This window comes from Streptomyces yatensis (genome assembly GCF_018069625.1).
Classification (GTDB): domain Bacteria; phylum Actinomycetota; class Actinomycetes; order Streptomycetales; family Streptomycetaceae; genus Streptomyces; species Streptomyces yatensis.
In genome coordinates this window covers 9,810,914-9,833,763 of record NZ_CP072941.1, presented here as the reverse complement: position 1 = coordinate 9,833,763, position 22,850 = coordinate 9,810,914, and the positions used below count along the sequence as shown (strand labels likewise).

General features: G+C 71.9%; 20 protein-coding genes. 5 read left to right on the top strand and 15 right to left on the bottom strand.

Going from position 1 to position 22,850, the window contains the following annotated elements; genetic code table 11:
* Nucleotides 1-11 precede the first annotated feature (11 nt).
* The gene (htpG, locus tag J8403_RS40905) at nt 12-1,958 is read left to right on the top strand and encodes a molecular chaperone HtpG (protein WP_211127605.1); all 1,947 of its coding nucleotides are present in this window, start codon (nt 12-14) and stop codon (nt 1,956-1,958) included.
* A 57-nt stretch (nt 1,959-2,015) separates the two neighbouring features.
* Here htpG and J8403_RS40900 read toward each other — a convergent pair whose 3' ends face one another.
* Nucleotides 2,016-2,666, bottom strand: coding sequence for a TetR/AcrR family transcriptional regulator (locus J8403_RS40900; protein WP_211127604.1), 651 nt, complete (start codon nt 2,664-2,666; stop codon nt 2,016-2,018).
* A 35-nt stretch (nt 2,667-2,701) separates the two neighbouring features.
* Between J8403_RS40900 and J8403_RS40895 the strand changes: the two genes are divergently transcribed.
* Nucleotides 2,702-3,652 (top strand): threonine/serine dehydratase, encoded by a 951-nt coding sequence (locus tag J8403_RS40895; protein WP_211127603.1) that lies wholly within the window; start codon nt 2,702-2,704, stop codon nt 3,650-3,652.
* A 236-nt stretch (nt 3,653-3,888) separates the two neighbouring features.
* Here the strand turns inward: J8403_RS40895 and J8403_RS40890 are convergent, their stop codons facing one another.
* Both J8403_RS40890 and J8403_RS40885 read right to left on the bottom strand, forming a co-directional pair.
* Nucleotides 3,889-4,371, bottom strand: coding sequence for a VOC family protein (locus J8403_RS40890; protein ID WP_211127602.1), 483 nt, complete (start codon nt 4,369-4,371; stop codon nt 3,889-3,891).
* Nucleotides 4,372-4,429: 58 nt separating this feature from the next.
* A complete protein-coding gene (locus J8403_RS40885; protein WP_211127601.1) occupies nt 4,430-5,164 on the bottom strand; it encodes a MerR family transcriptional regulator in 735 nt (244 codons plus the stop codon).
* Between the two features lie 133 nt (nt 5,165-5,297).
* Here J8403_RS40885 and J8403_RS40880 point away from each other — a divergent pair, with 133 nt between their 5' ends.
* Nucleotides 5,298-7,547 (top strand): ATP-binding cassette domain-containing protein, encoded by a 2,250-nt coding sequence (locus tag J8403_RS40880; protein ID WP_211127600.1) that lies wholly within the window; start codon nt 5,298-5,300, stop codon nt 7,545-7,547.
* An 81-nt stretch (nt 7,548-7,628) separates the two neighbouring features.
* On the opposite strand, the gene ulaA is transcribed toward J8403_RS40880, so the two are convergent.
* The 3 genes from ulaA to J8403_RS40865 are packed head-to-tail and all read right to left on the bottom strand — an operon-like array spanning nt 7,629 to nt 11,288.
* Nucleotides 7,629-9,182: a PTS ascorbate transporter subunit IIC gene (gene ulaA / locus J8403_RS40875; protein WP_211127599.1), complete on the bottom strand. Its 1,554-nt coding sequence runs from the start codon at nt 9,180-9,182 to the stop codon at nt 7,629-7,631.
* A gap of 23 nt (nt 9,183-9,205) precedes the next feature.
* Nucleotides 9,206-10,051: a PTS sugar transporter subunit IIAB gene (locus tag J8403_RS40870; RefSeq protein ID WP_211127598.1), complete on the bottom strand. Its 846-nt coding sequence runs from the start codon at nt 10,049-10,051 to the stop codon at nt 9,206-9,208.
* Nucleotides 10,052-10,079: 28 nt separating this feature from the next.
* A complete protein-coding gene (locus J8403_RS40865) occupies nt 10,080-11,288 on the bottom strand; it encodes an MFS transporter (protein ID WP_246586232.1) in 1,209 nt (402 codons plus the stop codon).
* 56 nt (nt 11,289-11,344) lie between these two features.
* On the opposite strand from J8403_RS40865, the gene J8403_RS40860 reads away from it, so the two are divergent.
* Complete coding sequence (locus J8403_RS40860) at nt 11,345-11,920, top strand: CGNR zinc finger domain-containing protein (protein WP_246586231.1); 576 nt, start codon at nt 11,345-11,347, stop codon at nt 11,918-11,920.
* Nucleotides 11,921-11,946: 26 nt separating this feature from the next.
* Here J8403_RS40860 and J8403_RS40855 read toward each other — a convergent pair whose 3' ends face one another.
* The 5 genes from J8403_RS40855 to J8403_RS40835 all read right to left on the bottom strand — a co-directional run bounded on the left by J8403_RS40855 (nt 11,947) and on the right by J8403_RS40835 (nt 16,806).
* Entirely contained in the window at nt 11,947-13,536 is a 1,590-nt protein-coding gene (locus tag J8403_RS40855; protein ID WP_211127597.1) for a sodium/solute symporter, read from the bottom strand.
* Nucleotides 13,533-13,883 carry a hypothetical protein gene (locus J8403_RS40850; RefSeq protein WP_211127596.1) on the bottom strand — a complete coding sequence of 117 codons (351 nt, stop codon included), beginning with the start codon at nt 13,881-13,883 and terminating at the stop codon, nt 13,533-13,535. Before J8403_RS40850 ends, J8403_RS40855 begins: the two co-directional genes overlap by 4 nt.
* Nucleotides 13,884-14,051: 168 nt before the next feature.
* Nucleotides 14,052-15,353, bottom strand: a complete 1,302-nt coding sequence (locus J8403_RS40845) for a PucR family transcriptional regulator (protein WP_211127595.1) — start codon at nt 15,351-15,353, stop codon at nt 14,052-14,054.
* An 87-nt stretch (nt 15,354-15,440) separates the two neighbouring features.
* Nucleotides 15,441-16,211, bottom strand: coding sequence for an oxygenase MpaB family protein (locus J8403_RS40840; RefSeq protein WP_211127594.1), 771 nt, complete (start codon nt 16,209-16,211; stop codon nt 15,441-15,443).
* 166 nt (nt 16,212-16,377) lie between these two features.
* Complete coding sequence (locus J8403_RS40835) at nt 16,378-16,806, bottom strand: spore-associated protein A (RefSeq protein ID WP_079059821.1); 429 nt, start codon at nt 16,804-16,806, stop codon at nt 16,378-16,380.
* Nucleotides 16,807-17,020: 214 nt separating this feature from the next.
* On the opposite strand from J8403_RS40835, the gene J8403_RS40830 reads away from it, so the two are divergent.
* On the top strand, nt 17,021-17,920 hold the full coding sequence (locus J8403_RS40830; protein WP_211127593.1) for a lytic polysaccharide monooxygenase: 900 nt from the start codon (nt 17,021-17,023) through the stop codon (nt 17,918-17,920).
* Between the two features lie 10 nt (nt 17,921-17,930).
* Here the strand turns inward: J8403_RS40830 and J8403_RS40825 are convergent, their stop codons facing one another.
* The 4 genes from J8403_RS40825 to J8403_RS40810 are packed head-to-tail and all read right to left on the bottom strand — an operon-like array spanning nt 17,931 to nt 22,850.
* Entirely contained in the window at nt 17,931-18,794 is an 864-nt protein-coding gene (locus tag J8403_RS40825; RefSeq protein WP_211127592.1) for a TauD/TfdA dioxygenase family protein, read from the bottom strand.
* 14 nt (nt 18,795-18,808) lie between these two features.
* The gene (locus tag J8403_RS40820; RefSeq protein WP_211127591.1) at nt 18,809-20,113 is read right to left on the bottom strand and encodes an FAD-dependent oxidoreductase; all 1,305 of its coding nucleotides are present in this window, start codon (nt 20,111-20,113) and stop codon (nt 18,809-18,811) included.
* A complete protein-coding gene (locus tag J8403_RS40815) occupies nt 20,110-21,816 on the bottom strand; it encodes a prenyltransferase/squalene oxidase repeat-containing protein (protein WP_211127590.1) in 1,707 nt (568 codons plus the stop codon). The genes J8403_RS40820 and J8403_RS40815 overlap by 4 nt, the downstream gene beginning before the upstream one ends.
* 35 nt (nt 21,817-21,851) lie before the next feature.
* The gene (locus tag J8403_RS40810; RefSeq protein WP_211127589.1) at nt 21,852-22,850 is read right to left on the bottom strand and encodes a UbiA family prenyltransferase; all 999 of its coding nucleotides are present in this window, start codon (nt 22,848-22,850) and stop codon (nt 21,852-21,854) included.

The window sequence follows — 22,850 nt, the reverse complement described above, 5'->3', positions numbered from 1 at the left end:
AGGGGAAACAGTTGACTACAGGGGTCGAGACTTTCGAGTTTCAGGTCGAGGCGCGGCAGCTTCTGCAGTTGATGATCCATTCGATCTACTCGAACAAGGACGTCTTCCTGCGCGAGCTCATCTCCAACGCCTCCGACGCGCTGGACAGACTGCGGCTCGAATCGCTCCGCGACGGAAACCTTCAGGCGGACACCTCTGATCTCCATATCGCCATTGAGGTCGACAAGGAGTCCCGCACGCTGACCGTTCGCGACAACGGCATCGGCATGTCGCATGACGGAGTCGTGGAGCTCATCGGCACGATCGCGAACTCCGGCACCGCCACATTCCTCAAGGAGCTGCGGGAGTCGAAGGACGCGGCCGCTTCCGCGGACCTGATCGGGCAGTTCGGAGTGGGTTTCTACTCCAGCTTCATGGTGGCAGACGAGGTGACCCTGCTGACCCGTCACGCCGGGGAGAGCCAGGGCACCCGCTGGGTCTCCAGCGGTGAGGGCACCTACACCCTCGAACCGGCCGACGACGCGCCCCAGGGCACCTCCGTCACGCTGAAGCTCAAGCCGGAGGACACCGAGGACCATCTCTACGACTACGCCTCGCCCTGGAAGATCCGGGAAATCATCAAGCAGCACTCGGACTTCATCACCTGGCCCATCCGGATGGCCCCCGCCCAGGCCCCGGTCACGACGGACGGGACGGACGAGGCCGAGCAGGGCGAGGAGAAGGTGCCCGAGCTCGAGACCGTCAACTCGATGAAGGCGCTGTGGGCCCGTCCCAAGGACGAGGTCACCGACGAGGAATACCACGAGTTCTACAAGCACATCAGCCACGACTGGGTCGATCCGCTCGAGACCATCCGCATGCAGGCGGAGGGCACCTTCGAATACCAGTCGCTGCTCTTCATTCCGGCCCGCGCGCCGCAGGACCTGTATATGCAGGACCGCAAGCGGGGTGTGCAGCTCTATGTCAAGCGCGTCTTCATCATGGACGACTGCGAAGCGCTGATGCCGGAATATCTCCGCTTCGTCAAGGGCGTGGTGGACGCCGCGGACCTCTCGCTGAACGTCTCGCGGGAAACCCTTCAGCAGGACCGCCAGATTCAGCTGATGCGGCGTCGCCTGGTGAAGAAGGTGCTCTCGACGGTGAAGGACTTCATGTCCTCCGACGCGGAGCGCTACGCGACCTTCTGGACGGAATTCGGCCGCGTTCTCAAGGAAGGTCTCCTCAGCGACCTGGAGAACCGCGAGGCGATCCTCGAGGTGTGTTCGTTCGCCACGACGCATGACGCCGAGCAGCCGACCACGCTGCGCGGCTACACCGAGCGCATGAAGGACGGGCAGGAGCACATCTACTACATGACGGGCGAGTCCCGCTCGATCGTGGAGAGCTCGCCCCATATGGAGGCGTTCCGGGACAAGGGCTTCGAGGTGCTCCTCCTCACCGACCCCATCGACGAGCTGTGGGTCGACGCCGTACCGGAGTTCGAGGGCAAGCAGCTGCGTTCCATCGCCAAGGGGCAGGTCGACCTCGACTCCCAGGACGAGAAGGACGAGGAGGCGGAGGCCGAGCGGGAGCAGCGGCAGAAGGACTTCGCCGAGCTGCTCTCCTGGATGACGACGGCGCTGAGCGAGCAGGTCAAGGAGGTGCGGCTGTCCACGCGGCTGACCACCTCCCCGGCCTGCATCGTGGGTGACACCTTCGATGTCACCCCGGCCCTGGAGAACATCTATCGCTCCATGGGCCAGAACCTGCCCCAGATCAAGCGCATTCTGGAGCTGAACCCCACCCATCCGCTGGTCAGCGGGTTGCGCAAGGCCCATGGTGAGCGCAAGGACGACAGCGGTCTCGCGGAGACGGCCGAGCTGCTCTACAGCATGGCGCTGCTCGCCGAGGGCGGTGAGCTGAGCGATCCGTCGCGCTTCATCAAGCTGGTGGCGGAGCGGGTGCAGCAGACGCTGTAACCACACCGCGGCGCGAAGCGGGGCGGGCCCTGTCGGGGCCCGCCCCGCGGGCGCTGGTCACCGTCCGGGACAGGCCGCCGCGGAGGCGTCGATCAGCTGCCGCAGCGCGCCGCGATAGACCTCGTGGTCGGTCAGCGCCGGCACGACGACGCCGAGGTTCCCGGTGAGAGCCGGGAATTCCTCGGGGTCCAGGGCGGCGAGCGCCGTGCGCGCGGCGGTGCGCACCTTCTTCACGTCGCGATGGTCGACGAAGGCGACGGCGCCGAGGGTGAGCAGATACAGCCGCCGGTAGACCCGGATCGCCGCCTCGGGCGCCATTCCCGCGGCGATGCTGTGCGCCAGCTGCGGCTCCACGAGACGGCTCAGCAGATGCGGGCCCCACCAGGCGCGGCCCGATCGCAGCGCCACCAGCCCGGGATGCTCGATCAGCACCTCGTAGAACGCGGAGAAGCGGGCCTCGGTGGCGGTGGCCCAGTCGAGGTCCTGCCCCACCAGCGGCATCCGCGCGGCCAGCCGGTCCGCGCACGCGTTCACCAGGCCGTCGAAGTCGCCGCAGCGGCGGAAGACCGTGGCATGGGAGACGCCCAGCAGCTGCGCCACCCGGCGGAAGCTCAGCGCCTCGGGCCCCTCGTCGTCGACGACGGACAGGGCGGCCTCGGCGATGGCCTCCAGGGTGGGCTGATCGGCTCGGTCCCGGCTGCTTCGCATGGCTTGAGCGTACCAGTGGTTGTTACAGTGTTTCAGTGACTCTTTCCATCGAGGACGTACGAGCCGCGGCCCAGCGGGTCGCGGGACATATCCGGCCGGTGGCGCTCGCTCCGGTGGAGCAGGGGGCGTGGGGTGCGGCCGAGGGTTGGCTGGCCCTGGAGTTCCTTCAGTACACGGGCACCTTCAAGGCGCGCGGCGCGTTCAACTTCGTCAGGGCCCACCAGGAGGCGGGCACCCTGCCGGACACGGGTGTCACCATCGCCTCCGGCGGAAACGCCGGGCTCGCGTGTGCGTGGGCGGCGGCGCGGCACTCCGTGCCCGCCACGGTGTTCGTGCCCGAGACCGCGCCCGCGGTGAAGGTGGACCGGCTGCGCCGGCTCGGCGCCGAGGTCCATCAGATCGGCACCGAGTACGACGAGGCGCGTGAGGCCGCGCAGAAGCATGCCGCCGAGACCGGTGCGCTGCTCTCGCACGCGTACGACCACCCGCTCATCGCCGCCGGGGCGGGCACCGTCATGGAGGAGATCCTCCGGGCCCGGCCCGACCTGGACACCGTGGTGGTGGCGGTCGGGGGCGCCGGGCTGTTCACCGGTGTCGCGGTGTCCGCCCTGGAGCACGGGGTGGGGGTCGTCGCCGTGGAGCCGTACGGGTGCCGGGCCCTGAACGCCGCACTGGAGGCCGGTGCGGTGGTCGACGTCCCGGTGGACTCGGTCGCGGCGGACTCGCTGGGGGCGCGCCATGTGTCCTCGGACGCGCTGGAGTGGGCCCGCAAGGACGGGGTGCGGTCCGTCCTGGTGTCCGACGAGGCGATCGTCGCCGCACGCCAGGCCCTGTGGGACGACCGCAGGATCGCGGTCGAGCACGCGGCGGCCACGGCGCTTTCGGCCCTCACCTCCGGCGGGTACCGGCCGCGGCCCGGGGAGAAGGTCGCCGTGCTCCTCTGCGGCGCCAACACCGACCCGGCGGACCTCACCCACGGCCACTGAGCGCTCCACGGGAAGTGCCGCCAGGTGCGGTCGTTCACCCGCGGCCGTGTCGTGGCTGGTCGTGCCCACGCGGCGGAGCCGCACATCGACACAGCCCCGCGCCCCTTCGGGGCGCACCCGAACCGCACCGGACCTCAGCCGCTCAGCGGCGCGCTCGCGGGCCGGGCCCGTACGCCGCGCGCCGGGCCCGTACGGCAGCCTGGCCGCATGCCGTACGGGCCCGTCCCCAGGGCCGGCTACGCGCCGTCGTACGCCGCCTGCAGCGCGGCGATGTCGAGCTTGCCCATCTTCATCATCGCGTCGGTGGCCCGCTTGGCCTTCCGCGGGTCCGAGCCCGTCACCATGTCGAGGAACGCGGTGGGGACGACCTGCCAGGACACCCCGAACTTGTCCTTCACCCAGCCGCAGGGGCCCTCCTCGCCGCCCTCGGAGAGCCTGCTCCAGTAGTAGTCCACCTCGTCCTGGTCCGCGCAGTGCACCTGGAAGGAGATGGCCTCACTGAAGGTGAACTGCGGCCCGCCGTTGAGCCCCACGAACTTCTGTCCGTTGGCCTCGAACTCGACGGTCATCACGGATCCCTCCGCGCCGCCGGGCTCGACCCCGGTGTAGTGCGCGATCCGTCCGAGCCTGGAGTTCTTGAAGATCGAGATGTAGTGCTGCGCCGCCTCTTCGGCGTTGCCGTCGAACCACAGGCATGTGGTGAATCCGTCGGTGGCCATCGGTTCCTCCTGCGCTCGGGAGCGTTTACCCCCTATCGACCGCTCCCGCGCCGGGAACTCATCGCTCCTCGGCCGACGGATTTTCCGTGAGGTAGTGGTGCAGCCGGCAGGAGCCCTCGAGCATGGCGGCGGCGCGCCGGGCGAGCCCCTCCTGACGGCGGGCGATGACGGTGCGCAGAGCCTCGCTGCCGCCGGTGCGGCGCAGGCCCTCGAGGACGGGCCGGATCTGCGGCAGCGGATAGCGGACCTGGCGCAGCAGGTCGATCATCCGGGCGTCCCGGACGTCGGACGGGCCGTAGACGCGGTAGCCGGTGCCCCGGTCGCGGCGCGGGCGCAGCAGACCGGCGGACTCCCAGACCCGGAGGGCGGAGGTGCGCACTCCGATGCGGGCGGCCACCTCGCCGATGCGCAGTGGCCCGGGGCGTGCGGGCGCCGAGGTGTCCGGGGTCTGCCCGGCGACCGTCTCCAGTGCCTCCCCGGTCGCCTTGAGGGAGAGCCGCTGGTCGTGGAGCGCGGCATGGCCTGCGTTGACGAGGGTGAGCGCCAGGGCGACGTCCTCGGCGTGGACGGCCCGCATGACCGCGCGGGCGGTCTCCGTGCCGTATCCCGGTATCAGGGCCCGGTAGGTCACCAGGGCTCTGCGGTGCCGGTCCTCGAACCTGCGGTAGCCGGCGGGGGTGCGGGCGGCCGGGGGCAGGACGCCCGCGTCGAGGTAGTTGCGGATCTGCTGGGTGGAGACGCCCGCCATCCGGGCCAGATCGACGGGGCGCAGCGCGGCGTCCGTAGGGCTCACGGTTCGTCACCTTCCCGGCAGGGGTTCACGGGCGAGTTGAAGGTTAGCGCGGCTCTGTCGCACCGCATCCAGCAGTGCTGGGAGGAAAGCCGCGAAAAGTCTCAACCGCTACTTCAATGAAACACTTGAAGGTATGGATGTCAGCGAAATCAAGGTCCGTGGCGCCAGGGAGAACAATCTCCAGGGCGTGAGTGTGGACATTCCCAAGCGAAGCCTTACGGTCTTCACCGGCGTCTCCGGCTCCGGTAAGTCCTCGCTCGTCTTCGACACCATCGCCGCGGAGTCGAGGCGGCTGATCAATGAGACCTATACGGCGTTCGTCCAGAACTTCATGCCGACGCTGGGCCGTCCGGATGTCGACTCGCTGCGGAATCTGAGCGCGGCGATCATCGTGGACCAGGAGCCGATGGGTGCCAACTCCCGTTCCACGGTGGGCACCGCCACCGACGCCCACACGCTGCTGCGGATCCTGTTCAGCCGGATCGGCAGCCCTTATGTCGGCCCGCCCCTCGCCTTCAGCTTCAACACGGCCGAGGGCATGTGTCCGCGGTGCGAGGGGCTCGGCAGGGTCACCGACATCGACATCGCCCAACTCATCGACAGGGAGAAGTCGTTGAAGGAGGGGGCGATCACCGTCCCCGGATTCGAGGTGGACAGCTGGCACTGGCAGGTTATGGCGGCCTCCGGCCTTTTCGACCCCGATATCAGGCTCCGGGACTACTCCCCCACCGAGTGGGAGGACTTCCTCCACAAACCGGCCACCAAGATCAAGGTGGGGAAGAACAACCTCACCTACGAGGGGCTGGTGACCAAGGTCCGCCGGCTGTACCTCGCGAAGGACCGGGAGACGATGCAGCCGCGGCTGCGCGCGTTCGCCGACCGGGCCATGGCACTGACCGAATGCGCCGAGTGTGAGGGCGCCCGGCTGTGCGAGGCCGTCCGGTCCTGCCGGATCGACGGCCGCTCCATCACGGAGTGCTCGGCCCTGCAGATCAGCGATCTGGCGGAGTTCGTGCGCGGGATCCGGCACGATTCCGTCGGACCGGTGCTGGAGAGCCTGCGGGCGCTGCTCGACTCACTGGTCGAGATCGGCCTGGGCTATCTGAGCCTGGACCGGGAGTCCGCCACCCTCTCGGGCGGCGAGGCCCAGCGGGTGCGGATGGTCCGGCATCTGGGCTCCAGTCTGACCGATGTCACCTATGTCTTCGACGAGCCCACGGTGGGTCTGCATCCGCATGACATCGAGCGCATGAACCAACTGCTGCTCCAGCTGCGGGACAAGGGCAACACGGTGCTGGTCGTGGAGCACAAACCGGAGACCATCCGGATCGCGGACCATGTGGTGGACCTGGGGCCCGGCGCGGGGGTGGCGGGCGGGCGGATCTGCTACCAGGGCGACCTGGCCGGGCTGCGCGCCTCGGACACCCTGACCGGGCGCCATCTGGACCACCGGGTGCGGCTGCGGGAGACGGTGCGGCAGCCCAGTGGGCACCTGCCGGTCAGGGGCGCGCGGCTGCACAATCTGCGGGATGTGAGCGTCGACATCCCCCTCGGTGTGCTCACCGTCGTCACCGGTGTCGCCGGATCGGGCAAGAGCTCCCTGATCCATGGGTCGCTGTCCGGGCGGGAGGAGGTGATCGTCGCCGACCAGTCGGCGATCCGTGGCTCCCGCCGCAGCAACCCCGCCACGTACACGGGGCTCCTCGATCCGATCCGGGCGGCGTTCGCCAAGGCCAACCACGTCAAACCGGGTCTGTTCAGCGCCAATTCGGAGGGTGCCTGCCCCCGCTGCAAGGGCATCGGGCTGATCTACACCGATCTCGCGATGATGGCCGAGGTGGCCTCGGTGTGCGAGGACTGCGAGGGGAAGCGGTTCCGGCCCGAGGTGCTCACGTACACGCTGCGCGGGCGGAACATCAGCGATGTCCTGGGCATGTCGGTGGCCGAGGCACGGGAGTTCTTCGCAGGCGGTCAGGCCCGGCTGATCCTGGACCGGCTGGCCGCGGTGGGGCTGGGCTATCTGGGCCTCGGCCAGCCGCTCACCACGCTCTCCGGGGGTGAGCGCCAGCGGCTGAAGCTGGCCATCCATATGGCGCGGAGCGGCACGACGTACGTTCTGGACGAGCCGACCACCGGACTGCATCTCGCCGATGTGGACCAGCTGCTCGCGCTGCTCGACCGCCTTGTCGACGCGGGCAACACGGTCGTCGTCATCGAGCACCACCAGGCCGTGATGGCCCATGCGGACTGGATCATCGACATGGGCCCGGGGGCGGGCCATGACGGCGGTCGGGTGGTGTTCACCGGCACCCCCGCGAACCTCGTGGACTCCGGAGGCTCCCTCACCGCCGTCCATCTGCGCGACTACGTCAAGCGGGCGTGAGCCTCCTCGCCCCGGTGGTCCTGGTCCGTCCCGTCCCGGGCCGGGGGCTCGGGACGGGACCACCGGGGCGCCCTCACTGACCTAGGCGGCGGGCGGGGGTGCGGGAGCGCCCGCGGGCGGCGGGATCTTGGCGTACGCGGCCGTGGTGGTACCCGCCTCGGCGGGCGCCGCCACGCTCTCGCGCGGCATCAGGGCATCGCGCGCCGCGCCCGGGTCCCAGCCGGTGTCGACCACCCGCTTCTGCACCAGGATCGCGCCACCGAGGACGGCGAGGCCGAGCAGCACGATGATGACGAGTCCGGCGGCGCCACCGGCCTTGCCCGCGTTGCCGATCAGCGCGCCGAACCAGCCGAAGTCGGCGTCGCCGAAGGTGGTGTTCTGGTCGCCGAACGCGCCGAGCACCTTGAGCAGCAGGGCGGGGAGGAAGGTGATGAGCAGCCCGTTGAGGAACGCCCCCACGACCGCGCCGCGCCGGCCGCCGGTGGCGTTGCCGTAGACCCCGGCCGCGCCGCCGGTGAAGAAGTGCGGCACCAGACCGGGCAGCACCAGGGCGAGGCCGAAGGCCGGACTGAAGATCCAGGTGAGCAGGGCCAGGCCGATCAGGCCGCCGGTGAAGCTGGAGATGAAGCCGATCAGCACCGCGTTCTGCGCGTACGGGAAGACGATCGGGGCGTCCAGCGCGGGCAGGGCGCCGGGGACGACCTTCTGCGCGATCCCCTGGAAGGCGGGGACGAGCTCACCGAGGATCGTACGGACACCGAAGAGGATCACCGCGACCGCGATGCCGAACTGCAGCCCCTGCATCACGGACTGCATCAGGTAGTTACCGGTGCCGGTGGCCACCGTGCCGGTGCCCGTGGCGAACGCCTTGAAGGCGGTCTTCTGCCCCTCCTTGGCGAGCAGGAGGACGGCCATGACCAGGTAGATCAGCAGCATCGACAGGGCGGTGGCCACCATCGAGTCGCGCAGGAACCGCAGCCCCTCGGGGAGCTTCATCTCCTCGGTGGAGCGGCTGCGCTTGCCGACGACCCGTCCGGTCGCGCCCGCCACGATGTATCCGGCCGTGCCGAAGTGGCCGATGGCGACGGTGTCGCTGCCGGTGACGCGCTTGGTCCAGGGGTGGGCGAAGGCGGGCATCGCGACCAGCATGATGCCCAGCAGCACACCGCCGACGGCCACCACGGCGACGGTCGAGCGGCCGCCGCCTGCCAGGACCACGGTCAGCAGCGTGGCCATGAAGAGCATGTGGTGCCCGGTCAGGAAGACATAGCGGAGCGGGGTGAACCGGGCCAGCAGCAGGCTGACCACGAAGCCCAGGATCATCAGCCAGGCGACCCGTGAGCCGAACTGGTCCTGGGCGATGCCGACGATGGCCTCGTTGGTGGGGATGACGCCGTGGGCGCCGGTGACGCCCTGGATCATGGTGCCCAGCGGGTCGAGGGAGGCGGTGACCAGTCCCGCTCCCGCGCCGATCAGCAGAAAGCCGAGGGTCGCCTTGATGGCGCCGCCGATGATCTGCCCGGTGCTCTTCTTCATCGCGATGAGTCCGACGGCGGTGATGATGCCGATCAGATACGCGGGCTCGCTCAGAATCTCATTGACGAGAAACGTGGCAAGGGTGACAAACCAGCCCATGGTGCTTCCTTAGTCCCCGTCGTTCAGACGTCGTACGTGTCCCGGAGCACCGCGTCCACCTCGGCGGTGCTGGTGAAGTCCTGGACGACCTTCACGGGCCGTCCCACATCCCCGAGGGTCCTGGCGATCTCACGGGAGGTGAGCAGGGCCACGGCCTCGGACGCCTTGCCCTTCGCGGAGATGGTGTCCGTGGCCTCCACGGTGACGAACCTCGACCACCCCCAGCGGTCCAGCACCTGCTCCAGGGTGTTCTTGAGGAACAGGCTGGTGCCCACGCCGTTGCCGCAGACCGTGAGGATCTTGTGCAGCGAGACCGCACGGGGCGCGGAGGCGGTGGGTGGCTCGGGGGTGGCGGACACTTCGGGACCGGACGGCTCGGCGGCGGCGGCCGGCCCGGTCGTCTCGGAGCCGTTCTCCGCCCGCTCCCCCGCCAGCACGGCGTGCAGCGCCTCCGGGGTGGGCGCCTCCGCCAGGGCGGCCGCGGTGACGGGGTCTCCCAGGAGCCGCGCCAGGCTCCCCATCGCCGAGGTGTGCGCGGCGGAGTCCTGGGCGGCCAGGGCGACGACGAGGGTGACGGGGTCGTTGGACTCGTGCCCGAATTCCACGGGCCCGGCGAGCCGGACCCAGGACATCCCGGTCCTGAGCACCGCCGGGGACGGCCGGGAGTGGGCGAACGCCACCCCCGGGGCGATGACGATGTACGGCCCGTTCTCCTCGACGTTGGCGACCATCTCGCCGGTGTACTCGTCGGTGGTGGCGCCGGTTTCCACCATGAGCCGGCCGGCCGCGCCTATCGCCTCACGCCAGTCGGCCACCCGGACGTCGAGCCGGACGGCTTCGACGGGCAGCAGGTCTTTCAGGTCTTCCATGCAGGTCATCATGCCTGACATGCCTCTGTCACACAGCCCCCGGAGGCACATCCGGAACGATATCCTCCGTATCGTCCGGCAAGCATACGAACACCACAGCCGCGAGTGCCTCGCACCCCCCTGCGGCCACCAGGGCGCCCGGCAGCGACCAGGTGGCGAGCGGACCGGCGAAGCCCGCGCCCACCGCGAAGCCGGTGATCTTCAGGCTGGCGCCGGTGGTGAAGACCTGGCCGCGCAGCCGCTCGGGCGCCTCCCGGTGACGCACCGCGAACAGGGCCGTGAGCTGGGGGCCCTCGGCGGCCCCGGCGAGCAGCACGGCGGCGATCAGCGCGACCGGGTGACCGGTGGCCGCGAGCAGGGGCGCGAGGACGAGCAGCAGGACTGCGCCGAGGAGCACGGTGTCCGGACGTGGCGGGCGGGGGCGGCGGGCGAGGACCGCGTTGGCCACGAGCGCGGACGCGGCGGTGGCGGACAGCAGCAGGGCGCCGCGGTCGGCGCCGCCGAGCACGGCCGCGCCGAGGAGCGGACAGCAGGTGAGCAGCGCGCCCTGGCCTACGCAGGAGACGACGGAGGTGGCGGTGGCACGGGCCAGGGGCCGGTTGCGGGCGATGGCGCGCAGCCCGGCGGTGAGATCGGCGACGACCGAGGTGGCCGGTGGCGGGACCGGGGCGGGCCGCGGCGGCGCGGGGAGCGCCCAGGCGGCGGGCAGCGCGAGGCCGATCAGGGCGATGGACACCGCCACGGCGGCCGGAGCCCCGGCCGCCCCCGCGACGGTCCCGGCGAGTGCGGGCCCCACCAGCGCGGCGAGGCTGAAGGTCATCGCGTCGAGCGCGTTGGCCCGGGGCAGGGCCAACGGCGGTGCCACCCGCGGCAGCTGGGAGGTCCATCCCCCGGACAGGGCCGGTCCCAGCAGCCCGGCGCCCACCGCGAAAAGAACGGTGAGGGCGAACGGCAGCCGCCCCAGGCCCAGGAGGATCGCGGTCAGCGCCACCGCGTAGAGGGCGAGTGCCGCGGCCAGCAGCCGGCCCGGCCGGACGGAGCGGTCGAGCAGCACCCCGAAGAGCGGTCCGCCGACCGCCGCCGCGATCATGATGCCCGCCAGCAGTGACGAGCCCGAGGAGGCCGAACCGGTGAGCGCCGGTCCGGCCAGCAGCAGCGCGGGCCCGGACATCTCGTCCCCCGCGCGGGCGGCGGCCGCCCCGCCCAGATAGCACTCCATCGCGTAACGCCCTGGCATGCGGATCACGTTACGGAGGTAACGTAAATGTTCGCCAGGTGCGTTACATTGGCGTCGTGTCGCCCCCCTCGAACGACGACCGGTCCACCCGGCTCTCGGTGCGGGACACCGCCCGGCGCACCGCCGCCCTCGTCAACGCCCTGACGGCGGAGCCGAGCCCGGATCCCCGCGCGATCGCCGGGATCCTGCTCGACCACGGTGAGCCCGGCCCGGTCAAGCTCACCGCAGGTGATGTCGCGGGCATGCGCAGCGCCGCGCTGCGGCTGCGCGAGGTGTTCGCCGCCACGCATGTCGACGAGGCCGCCGGAGTGCTCAACGGGCTGCTGCGGGAGGGCACGGGTCCGCTCCGGCTCAGCTCGCACGACGGCCGTTCGCCCTGGCATCCGCACCTGGACAGCGATGACGAGGCGCCCTGGGGCGAGTGGTTCCTGGCCTCCTCGTGCATGGCGCTGACCGTGCTGATCTGGGACGGTCAGCGCCCGCCCGGCGGCCTGTGCTCCTCCCCCAGCTGCGGCGATGTCTTCCTCACCGTGGGCAGCGGCCCGGAGCGCCGCTACTGCTCACGCCGGTGCGCGACCCGTGAGCGGGTGGCCGCCCACCGGCGCGCCAAGGCCGGGCGCCGATCCCCGTAGGAGACCCGGGGCGGCACCCGGGCGGGTCAGCCGGTGGGCATCGCGTACGGCAGGTCCCCGCGCGTGGGGTCCTGGGCATGCCGGGCCCGCCCTCCGGTGCGGGAGCCGAGCCAGCCGAGCAGAAAACCGGCGGGAATGGTGATCAGGCCCGGGTTGCGGAGCGGGAACCAGTGGAAGTCGCGCTCGGGGAAGACCGCGAGCGGGTTGCCGGAGATCGCCGGGGAGAAGGCCATGGTCACGGCGGTGAGGAGAAGTCCGCCGTACAGCGCCCAGCGCAGTCCGTTCACCGTGAAGCCGCGCCACAGGGTGCCGTAGAGCACGATCGGCAACAGGGCCGAGGCGGCGGCCGCGAAGGTGAAGGAGATCAGGACCTGCCGGTTCCAGTGCTGGGTCACGATGGCCAGGACGACGGCCACGACACCGACGACCACGATGGCCGTACGGGCGGCGGCCAGCTCCCGGTTGGCCGAGAGCCCGCCCTTGAAGACGACCTTGGCCAGGACGTCATGGGCGAGGGAGGCCGCGGCGGCCAGGGTGAGTCCGGCGACCGCCGCGAGGGTGGTGGCGACGACCGCGCAGGCCACGACGGAGAAGAGCAGGCTGCGGTGGGCCTCCTGCGCCGCCGGGTCCAGGGCGAGGGTCAGCAGCAGCAGCGAGTCGCTGCCGGTGGGGTCGGAGGCGCGCAGGGCACGGGCGCCGACGACGGCGGTGGCTCCGGCGCCCACGATCACGATCAGCCCGAGGATGGTGGTGACCGCGCCCACCGCCCAGGTGGTGGCGGCGCGGGCGGCCCGCATCCCGCGGATCGGGTGGAGCCGCATGGTGAGATGCGGCATGCAGGCCGCGCCGACGGCGAGGGTGAGCTGGACGCTGATGACGTCCAGGCGGCCGCTGAGGGAGTCGCCGTACTGGCGGCCGGACTGCCAGAAGCCGTCGCCGTAGCCACTGGCGTCGGCCGCGGCGTCGAAGAGGGTGAACGGATTCCAGGAGAAGCGCTTCAGCACCAGAGCGGCGAGCAGGACGAACGCGGCGAGCAGCAGCACCGTCTTGAGGATCTGGATGAATCCGGTGCCCTTCATCCCGCCGAGGGCGGCGTAACAGACCATGAGCGAGCCGATGAAGACGGTGCAGCCGGTGACCGCGCCGCTGCCCGGGATGCCGAGCAGCACCGCCAGCATGGCACCGGCGCCGTTGAGCTGCACCAGCAGCAGCGGCAGGACGACCACCAGCACCACGACGGCGGTGCCGATGCGGGCGGGGCGTTCGCTCAGCCGCTCGGAGAGGACGTCGCCGAGGGTGAACCGCCCCCGTCCGCACAGCGGTCCGGCCAGGACCAGCATGAACAGCAGGATGGAGAGCACGGTGGACGAGGCGATGAGCACCCCGTCGAATCCGGCCAGGGCGATGGTGCCGGTAGTGCTGAGCACGGTGGCGGCGGAGATGTAATCACCCGCGATGGCCAGGCCGTTCTGCATCGGGCTGAGCGAGCCGGTGCCGAGGTAGAACTCGGTGGGGTCGTCATTGCCGGTGGCCGCGAGGATGCACAGCAGGAACGAGACGGCCATGAAGCCAGCGAAGAGCACGAACGCGAGCGTTCTGGGATCGAGGAAGCTCACCCCTGCCCCTCCCCCGTCGTATCGGTGGACCGGCGGTGGGCCCGGGCCAGGACGGTGAGCAGCACCGCCACGTCCAGCCCGATCAGCATGGCGCCCACGGTGAACCCGCCGCCCGCGCCGAGGTTGACGACGCCTTCGGCGGCACAGTTCACCACCACGGCGGCCACATGACAGGCGAGCGCGGTGCAGGCCGCCCGCGCCGGCCAGGGCCACGGCCGCTGCCACGGTGTGCGCCGCGCCGGCGGAGGCGGTGCCGCGGGGCGGGACGGCATGGTGGCGGTGCGGCGCGTGGTGCGGGGCTCGACGGGCGAAACGGACGCGCGCCAGGGCTGGTCGTAGTCGGGCATGTCGCGGCTCCTTGTGCGGGTTCCGCCCCATGTCACAGGGGCGGAATCGCCACGACAGCAGGTCAGCGCGGTCGCGTACAGCCCAACCGGCGGACCGTGTGACGGGTGCACATGATCGGCCGAGGGCCGTTGTGCACGCCCACATCGCCTCAGGCCGAGGGGTGCTTCTCAGGGCGTCAGCAGCCGGTGCGCGGACAGCGCGAGCGACAACTCCATGACCTCTCGGGGGTGGTCCAGCGAACGCCCGGTCAACTGCTCGTAGCGGCGTATCCGGTTGAGCACCGTGTTGCGGTGGCAGAACAGCAGCTCGCCCGCGCGGCGCGCCGATCCCCCGCCCTCCAGCCAGGCGGCCAGCGTCGTCAGCAGCATCTCCCGGTCGGCGGACTCCAGCGCCAGGACCGGTCCGAGCATCCGGTCGGCGAGCGCGGCGCCGAGGTCCGGGCAGGACACCACCAGCGCCTCCGGATAGCGCTCGTCCAGCAGCGCCGCCTCACCGGCGGCCGGGCGGGTGCGCAGCGCCGTATCGGCGAGCCGCCGGGCCGTGTTCACCGCGGCGAGACCGGAGACGGCGGGGCTGACCCCGGCCCGTGCGCCGGGCGGCACCTCCAGCCCGCGCACCAGCCCCTCCGCGCCGGCGTCGCCGAGCAGCACGATGGCGTGGGCGGTGCCCTCCGCCGCATGCCAGACCGTACGGAGTCCCGCGCACACCGCGGCGGAATGCGGCGCCCGGGACGAGGCGTCGGCGTCCTCCAGCGCCACGACCGCGTAACGCCCCCGCTCGGGCAGGCCGAGGACCTCCTCCGCCTCGGGGAAGTCGCTCACCCGGGCGGTGCCGTCGAGCAGGGCCGCGACGATGATCCGGTAGCGGTTCTCCCGGTGCCAGGAGAGCTGGCGCTCCACCTCCTGATACGCCGTGGCGACGAGGGTGCAGTGCTCGTCGACGAAGTTCCAGACATCGGCGGCGACATGGACCAGCGACTGCGCGCCGAGCGGATCCTCCTTCGAGGCGGTCTCCAGGAGCTGCTCCCATACGACGGTGCAGCCGATGCGGTACGCGTGCAGCAGCGCGTCCAGTGGAAAGCCCTGCGCGGCGCGGTCGGTGCCGATCCGCCACGCACACGACCTGGCCGATTCGCGCGTCTCCTTGGGGTGCACCAGCGAGCGCACATTGTTGCTGAGCGAGTCATGGACCTCCCGCCACACCTCGTGCGGGTCGAGGGAGGGCGAGCGGTAGGCGGGCTCCCGCTCCTTCATCAGCGCGACGATACGGTCCGCCAGCCGGGGCACCTCCTCCATGAGCACCCGGGCGGCCCGGTGCAGCAGCGCCACGGTCTCGGCATCCGCCCGTGATCGGATCGGCGGACGGGCGGCGGGCATCCGGGGCGGCGTCCGCACTCGGTCGGCGGACAGGCGGGGGGCGGGGCGACCCTTGGCGGGGACGGAAGCGCGGGAGCCGGTGACTGGGTGCATGAACGTTCCTCCACCTGTGACGGGCAATGCGCAGCTCGACGCGGCAGCGTGAGGCCACGGCCAGGTTAGATACCAGACCCTGCCCCGCTATTGCACCATCGACATACCGGCGGGTCGGTGGCTTCCGCGAATTCTCCTGCGCACGCGCCCGGTGGCGGCGCGCAGCCGCAGCGCGGTGTGGGTCGCGGTGCGGACCGGCGGCGCGGGCCGCCCAACGCCGAGCGCCCGGCGCAGTCCCTCGTCCAAGAGGCTGTCCGCGGCGCTGCCCGCGAGCGGGCCGAGAACCCCGGGGACACGTCCGGCGAGCAGATCCCTGGTGGCCGCCCACAGGGCGTCGGCCTCGGGGGTGAAGGTGAAGTGGGCCCGCTCGAAGTCCACCGTCCACGCCTCGAACTCCCGCCGGTCCGGCAGGACGTCCGGAACGCCCATCCGCTCGGCGAGGGCGAGATAGAAGGCGTGGGACGCGTCCCGTTCGGTGTCGGTGGGAGCCCGCCAGGCATAGGCGGCGCACCAGCGCATTGGCGCGAGGTCGAAGCAGGCCAGCACATAGCGGTAGGCGTCGTGGCTGATGGCCCACGGGGCGTGCAGACACTTCAGCGCGGTGACGGCGCGCTCACCCTCCTCGCCGTCCAGACCATGGCGGAACATCCGATACATCAACTCGCCGGTCGCCTTGGCGCGAGCCCGGGTGTGCCGGGTCATCCGGCCGGTGGCGGTGAGCACCCGGGCGATCTCCGGTACCGCGAAGGTACGGCAGAACCCCAGGTTGAGGCCCATCTTCAGATCCTGGGCGAAGGTATCGAACGCCACCCGACGGTAGATCTCCTCGGCCTGCCGCAACGAGGTGGGCGGCGTCATCGTCGGTCTGCCTCGAGGACACGCATGGGCCCACCGTACTGGCGCTCGAGGGATTTGCTGTCGATCACTTGAAATCTACGGGATGGCGGCGGCCACCCTCCCAGAAGGTGGCCGCCGCTCCCCCGTGTGTTCCCCCGTCGGTGTGCCGACGCGTGGCTTTCGGGCTTTACCAGCCCTTGGTCACGCGGTAGGCCTTCAGGGATCCGCAGTTCGATCCGTACGTCCAGGTGGACTGGTTCTCGATGCCCCCGGCCCAGTCCACGCACTTACCGCGCCCGTCGCCGTACACCGGGCCCGCGTACGAGGTGTACGCGCCGCCGTCCTCGGCCGACTCGTCGGCGCCCTGAACGTACAGGTAGGCGAACATCGGAACCGCCTTGCCCGTGGTGTTCCGGACGGTGACCACGCAGTTCTTGCCCTTGGCGGAGTTGTAGGTGAGGAAGACGGTGCCCTTGGAGCCGATGGGCGCCGAGTTCACCACCTTGTACCCGCTGCCGCACACCCCGTTGTACGCGGCCGTGGCGGCGGCCGATGCCTGCGGCGTCAGGGCCACGGTACCCGCGATGGCGGTGGCGAGCACCGCAGTGGCGGCCATACGGCGAGAAAGATTCATTTGTCCCCCTTAATGATTCTTCATGGGCGTAGGCGCTGTTTGCGTCTGCCTAGGGAGACATGCTGGGGTCGCGGATGGTTGTACGGCATTGCACGACTGCTTCCGGCGGCCTTTGAACGCCCGGTCCCGGCTTCCCGTATTCGACGGGACGGGTGTTGGGCCCGTCCCGTCGCACCGAGTCGGAGGGCCGCACCGGATGACCTCGTATCGCACCGCCGCCGTGGGCGCTCTTCTCGGGGCCCTCCCCTGGCTGTTCACCGCGCTGGCCGCACAGCCCGCCCTGGCGCACGGGGCGCCGACGGACCCGGTGAGCCGGACGTTCGCCTGCTCCCCCGAGGGCGGGGGCGCGGCGCGGTCGGCGGCGTGCCGGGCGGCTCAGGCCGCCAATGGTCCGGCGGCGGCGGACTGGGACAACCTGCGGATCGCGGGGGTGGCGGGCGAGGACCGGGAGCGGGTCCCGGACGGGAAGCTGTGCAGCGGAGGCCTGGAGGCGTACCGGGGGCTGGATCTGGCGCGCGCCGACTGGCCGTCGACGCGGCTGTCGGCCGGGGCCGACCTCACCCTCACCTACCGGTCGACGATCCCGCACACGGGGACCTTCGAGCTCTATCTCACCAAGGAGGGCTACGATCCCGCGCGGCCGCTGAAGTGGTCGGACCTGGAGGCGAAGCCGTTCGCCACGGCCGAGGACCCCGCGCTGGTCGACGACGCGTACCGCATCAAGGCCACGCTGCCCGCCGGCCGGACCGGCCGTCAGCTGCTCTATACGATCTGGCGGAACACCAGCACCCCGGACACCTACTACTCCTGTTCCGATGTGGTGCTGAGCGCTGCGGCCCCCTCGTCGAAGGCTCCCTCGTCGGATGCCCCCTCGTCGGACGCTCCCTCGTCGGAGGCCGCCACCCCGCCGTCCCGCGCCGCCACTCCGCCGTCCCGGGACACCGCGGCGGCCTCCCGCGCCACCTCCGCCACCTCCGCCACTTCAGAAGAGGACGGCGGCGACAGCACTCCGGTGCTGCTCGCCGGTGGGGCGTCCGTGCTGGTGCTCGGCGCGGGTGTCGCCGCCACCGTACGGCGGCGACACCCGCGCCGCTGACGGATCGCCGTCACCGGTAGCCGTGGCGGGCCGTGACGTGGCGCGGGTAGTAGCGCTCGTCGGGCGCGGGCCGGTACTCCTTCCAGCGCGGGGTGTCGCCGGTGGGATGGTCGCCGAGGACGGTCACCCGCTGGCCCCTGCGGGGTTCGGTGTAGTCGTTGACGGCCAGGTGCTGGGTGGCGCGGTTGTCCCACATCGCGACGGCGCCGGGCTGCCAGCGGTAGCGGCAGTTGAACCGGGGCGACTCGGAGTGCTCGAAGAGGTACTGCAGCAGGGCGTCGCTCTCCGGGCGGCTGAGCTGCGGGATGTGCGAGGTCCACATGCGGGTGACGTACAGGGAGCGCCTGCCGGTCTCGGGGTGGATCCGCACCACCGGGTGTTCTGCGGAGTGCTCGCCGGTCTGCGGGGTGTTGAGGACATGGACGGCGGTGAGGCCGTCGAGGAGTTCGCGCATCGGCTCGGAGAGCGTCTCGTAGACCAGGTACTGGTTGCTCCACATGGTGTCGCCTCCGGAGGCGGGACACACCTGCAGATGGAGGATGGAGGCGACCGGCGGATTGGGCTGGAAGGTCACGTCGATATGCCACTCGTCGGCCTTGGCTCCCTGGTCCGCGTCCAGGACCACGATCTCGGGATGGCCCTCGACCTTCGGCAGGAACGGATGGACCTCCAGCTCCCCCAGCCGCCGTCCCAGGGCGATATGCGCCTCGGGGGTGAGGTGCTCCTGGTCCGGGAAGAAGACCACGAGGTGTTTGAGCAGCAACTCGTGGATCCGGTCGAAGAGTTCATCGGTGAGCTCGGTCAGATCGACACCGCGGATCTCCGCGCCGAGTGCTCCGGAGACGGGGGTCACCATCAATGCGGAAGTGGACATGCGGTAAACCGTCCTCACATGGGTTGCGGTCGGCCGGCCGGGGCGGTCGGCACTCGGTGGGCGCGCGGATCGGGGAGGAGACCGAGCTGCTGCAGCCGGTCCAGCGGGGTCAGCGGGCGCGGGCCGAGGCCCGACATGTTGTGGGTGACGGTGAGCAGCAGCCGGGGGTTGGCGCCGGTGTGTCGGACGGCCCGGCGCCCGAGCACCCGGCCGCGCCACGACAGATCGGTGACCATCCGCGCCGCGTTGCCGCTGGTCCTGGCCGCCTGGGTGAGCAGGGGCAGCTGCCGCTCGTGGTAGTCGCGCAGCGCGGCGTCCACCGCCGCGGCCGACATCCCGCCCGTACGCTCCAGATGGCCCGACAGCCGCTCGGCGAGGGCACCGGCGCTGGTGATGGCGGTGTTCATGCCCTGCGCCGCCATCGGATGGACGGCGTACGCGGCCTCGCCGACCAGCGCCAGTCCGCGGCCGGACAGCCGGGGCGACAGCAGCCGTCCGACGGGCAGCGTCTGGCGGCTGCCCAGATGGGCGAGCAGGGAGGCGGTCAGCGGCTCCAGGGCGGGCACCTGGGACAGCGCCCGGGCGGCCCAGTCGGCCAGTCCCCCGCGCGCCGTGACACCGCGCAGCTCATCGGGCCCGGCCTGGAGGTAGAGCCGCAACCGGCCGCCCGGCAGCGGATAGAGCAGCCGTAGCCCCCGGTCGGTGACATACGCGGAGAAGTCGTCGGCCCGCGCGGCCGCGTCGGCGTCGCCGATGTCGAAGGAGACCAGCCGGTGCGGATAGTCGGCCCGTTTCGCCTCGATGCCCGCCCAGGACCGCAGCCGTGAGGAGATGCCGTCGGCGGCGACCACGAGTGGCGCCCGCTGCTCGTAGACCCTGCCGCCTTCGGCCAGCCGCAGTCCGGTGATCCGGCCGGAGCCGTCGCGCAGCGGCGCCTCCGCGCGGACACCGCGGCGCAGTTCGACACCCGGCCCGAGGCTCTCGGCCAGGGCGGCGAGGATGGCGGTGTGGTCATGGGCCAGCAACCATTGGTCGGGGGCGGGCAGTTGGCCGTAGTCGAGGGACATCAGCGCGGTGCCACGGGGATCGCGGACGACCAGCCGTCCGAGCCGGACCGCGCCCTGGGCGTCGAGCCGCTTCTCCACGCCCCAGGAGCGCAGCAGGCGCAGCGCGCCCGGCTGGAGCACCTCTCCCTTGGCGATCGGGCGGACCTTCGGCTGCTTGTCGACCACCAGGACGTCCAGTCCGAGGCCGCCGAGCGCGCGGGCCGCGGCGAGACCGCCGACGCCCGCCCCGCACACGAGCACATCGGGGCTCATCCTCGGCCTCCTTCTCCGGTTTCTGCTGCGCGAGCGGCCCCCGCGGAGCGATAGTGGGCGAGGGCCCGCAGCGCCAGGCCCGCCGCGATGCCGTCGTCGGCGTAGCGGGCACAGCCGCGGACGTACTCGTTGACCGGGCCCGGGGTCCAGCCGCCGTCCGCCCGCTGGGCGTCCACGAGCCACCGGGCCGCCGCCGCGGGGGCCGGGTCGGCGGGGCTCAGCCCGGCGGCGAGCAGCCCGCGCAGCGCCCAGGCGGTCTCCTCGACGGTGCCCGGCCGGGTGCCCTCGCCCGTGCTCCACGAGCCGTCGGGGTGCCGGGTGCGCAGCAGCCAGTCCCTGGCCCGGGCCGCCGCGCGGTGGTGTTCCCCGGTGCGGCCCGCCCGGCTGAGCGCCTCCAGCGCCGCGGCGGTGCCGGGGCTGCCGCCGCGGTACCACATGGCCTCGAACGATCCGTCGGGGCGCTGCCGGCCGAGCAGCCAGCGCACCGCCTTGGCCACGCGCGGGTCGTCGGCCCCGGCTCCGGAGTCGAGCAGGGCGCCCACGACCTTGGCCGTCATCTGGGGGCAGGGCCCGAAGCCGCCCGGTTTGCTGTTCCGTACGGCCAGGCTCCAGGATCCGGCGGCGTCCTGGGTGGCGGTCAGCCACGCCAGTCCGGCCCGGACGTGGCGGTCGTCCGCGCCGCCGGGCAGCTTCAGCAGGATGGCGCTGGACTCGGCCGTCTCCAGGGCCATCGGCCAGCTGCGGGGGCTGGAGAAGCCCCAGTAGCCGGCCGGGCAGCCGAGGGCGTCGAACGGTTCGGGCTGCTGGTGGCGGTGGAGCATCTCGCGGGTGCCGATCAGCTGCGGGTCCTCGGCGTGACCGGCCTCGATCAGCGCGGCGGTGGCGAAGTTCGTCCAGGTCACATCGAGCGGCATCAGATCCCAGGAGCCGTCCGGGTTCGCCGCCGAGCGGAGCCAGCGGGCGGCGGCGCGGACCAGGTCGGGCGCCCGGCCGGAGCGGGCGAGGCCCAGGCAGATGAGTCCGGTGAGCCAGGGGTCGGTGCTGAAGCCGCCGGTGGCGCCCTCGCGTTCGTACGCGTCACGGACGATCGCCAGGGCCCTCGGCCGGGCCAGCCGGTCCAGGGCGCGGCCGGCCGGGCCGCGGCGGCGGTGGGCGGACTGGGCGAGCGCCTGGCTCGCGTAGATGGGCAGCCGCAGGCTCAGCAGCCGCCGGCTGAGGCCGGGGAAGAGCAGCAGTTCCAGGGGGAGCCGCCGCTGGGCTCCCTCGTGGGGCAGTCCGGCGAAGGTGTGGAACTGGCGGATGAGGGCGGTCATCGCGGGTTCCGGAACGGCCCCGGAGCCGCCGAGCTCGTCGAACCGGGCCCGTGCGGCGTGGACGGCCGACGCCGCCCGGCGGGGGGCGAGCAGGTGGAGTGCCGCGGCGGCGAGCGCGGTGGTGAGGGGTTCGGTGGGCACTCCGCGCATGGCCCAGCCGCCGTCGTCCCGCTGGGTCTCGCACAGCCAGGTGACACCGCGCTCGATGGTCCCGGCCGAGCCCTCCGGATCGGCGAAGTGGAGTGCGGTGAGGGCTCCGGCGGTGTTCAGCGGGGAGGCGTGGTGCGCGCCGAAGACGAAGGCGCCGTCGTCGCGCCGGTGGGCGAGGAGCGCCTCGGTACCGGCGGTGACGGCCGTGCCGACGCTCTCGGTCAAGGCGGAAGCGGGCATGGGAGCGGACCCTTCTGCTGGTGACGCGCGGTGTTTCAGGGGCGTGGATCGGGGAGGGTGGGACCGCCGTCGGCCAGGGGGGCGGGGAATTCGTGCCGGGACCGCATCCGGCTCTGGGTGATGACGCTGACCGTGAGGAGCGGTGTCAGCAGCGCCAGGGCGGGCGCCGCACCGGCGCCCGCGGCCACCACCGCCGCGGCCAGCACCAGGCGTTCGGCGACGAGGACGGCGTGGGCGCGCAGCGCCAGCGCGGGGGCGAGGTGCCCCGGTGACCGCAGCAGCAGCCCGAAGGCGCCCGCGCCGCACAGCGCCGCCGCGGACAGCAGCACGAGATAGCCGGCCGTGTCCTTGGGCACCAGCCCGGTGGCGGCGCAGGCCACCGCCACGGCGGCCAGATACAGCGCGGCCGCGGTGTGGGTGGCGCGCCGGACACCCTGGCGCACCGGCACGGTGGCGTAGCCGCCCTCGCGATCGCCGTCGACGTCGCGGAGGGTGCCGACGAGGTTGGACGCGGTGTCATGGGCCAGGAAGACCAGGGCGAAGGGCAGCGCCCGCCACGGTGGCCACGGCTGGACGGCCATCGCGCCGAAGAGCACGGTGAGCGCGGTCAGCACGCCCCGGATGAGATTGCCCGACAGGCCACGTCCCTTGAGCACCCGGCTGTAGGCCACGATGCCCGCCATGGCGGCGGCGGCCACGGCCACGGCGCGCCAGTTGGCCCACAGGGCCAGCGCGGCCACGGCGATGGCGCAGCCGGTGCCCGTGGCCACGGCGGCTCGTGGGCTCAACCGGCCCGAAGGAATGGGACGTTGGGGCTTGCTGAGCGCGTCGAGGTCACGGTCGTAGTAGTCGCCGAGATAGTGGCCGGCGAGCCAGCCGAGGGTCGGCGCGGCCCAGGCCACCAGCAACTGCCCGGTGGTGGGGTGCGCTTCGGCGAGGGTGGCTCCGGCGAGTCCGACCAGCCCGGGATACCACAGGGTGTACGGGCGCCAGGTCTGCAGATGGGCCAGGAGTGCGGTGCGCGGGGCCGCCAC

What these genes read in the sequence shown, in the direction of transcription:
- J8403_RS40815 (WP_211127590.1), bottom strand. Translation starts at nt 21,816, where the DNA reads ATGCCCGCTTCCGCCTTGACCGAGAGCGTCGGCACGGCCGTCACCGCC.
- J8403_RS40880 (WP_211127600.1), top strand. Translation starts at nt 5,298, where the DNA reads ATGGATGTCAGCGAAATCAAGGTCCGTGGCGCCAGGGAGAACAATCTC.
- ulaA (WP_211127599.1), bottom strand. Translation starts at nt 9,182, where the DNA reads ATGGGCTGGTTTGTCACCCTTGCCACGTTTCTCGTCAATGAGATTCTG.
- J8403_RS40850 (WP_211127596.1), bottom strand. Translation starts at nt 13,883, where the DNA reads ATGCCCGACTACGACCAGCCCTGGCGCGCGTCCGTTTCGCCCGTCGAG.
- J8403_RS40820 (WP_211127591.1), bottom strand. Translation starts at nt 20,113, where the DNA reads ATGAGCCCCGATGTGCTCGTGTGCGGGGCGGGCGTCGGCGGTCTCGCC.
- J8403_RS40830 (WP_211127593.1), top strand. Translation starts at nt 17,021, where the DNA reads ATGACCTCGTATCGCACCGCCGCCGTGGGCGCTCTTCTCGGGGCCCTC.
- J8403_RS40890 (WP_211127602.1), bottom strand. Translation starts at nt 4,371, where the DNA reads ATGGCCACCGACGGATTCACCACATGCCTGTGGTTCGACGGCAACGCC.
- J8403_RS40845 (WP_211127595.1), bottom strand. Translation starts at nt 15,353, where the DNA reads ATGCACCCAGTCACCGGCTCCCGCGCTTCCGTCCCCGCCAAGGGTCGC.
- J8403_RS40835 (WP_079059821.1), bottom strand. Translation starts at nt 16,806, where the DNA reads ATGGCCGCCACTGCGGTGCTCGCCACCGCCATCGCGGGTACCGTGGCC.
- J8403_RS40840 (WP_211127594.1), bottom strand. Translation starts at nt 16,211, where the DNA reads ATGACGCCGCCCACCTCGTTGCGGCAGGCCGAGGAGATCTACCGTCGG.
- J8403_RS40900 (WP_211127604.1), bottom strand. Translation starts at nt 2,666, where the DNA reads ATGCGAAGCAGCCGGGACCGAGCCGATCAGCCCACCCTGGAGGCCATC.
- J8403_RS40870 (WP_211127598.1), bottom strand. Translation starts at nt 10,051, where the DNA reads ATGGAAGACCTGAAAGACCTGCTGCCCGTCGAAGCCGTCCGGCTCGAC.
- J8403_RS40825 (WP_211127592.1), bottom strand. Translation starts at nt 18,794, where the DNA reads ATGTCCACTTCCGCATTGATGGTGACCCCCGTCTCCGGAGCACTCGGC.
- J8403_RS40865 (WP_246586232.1), bottom strand. Translation starts at nt 11,288, where the DNA reads ATGCCAGGGCGTTACGCGATGGAGTGCTATCTGGGCGGGGCGGCCGCC.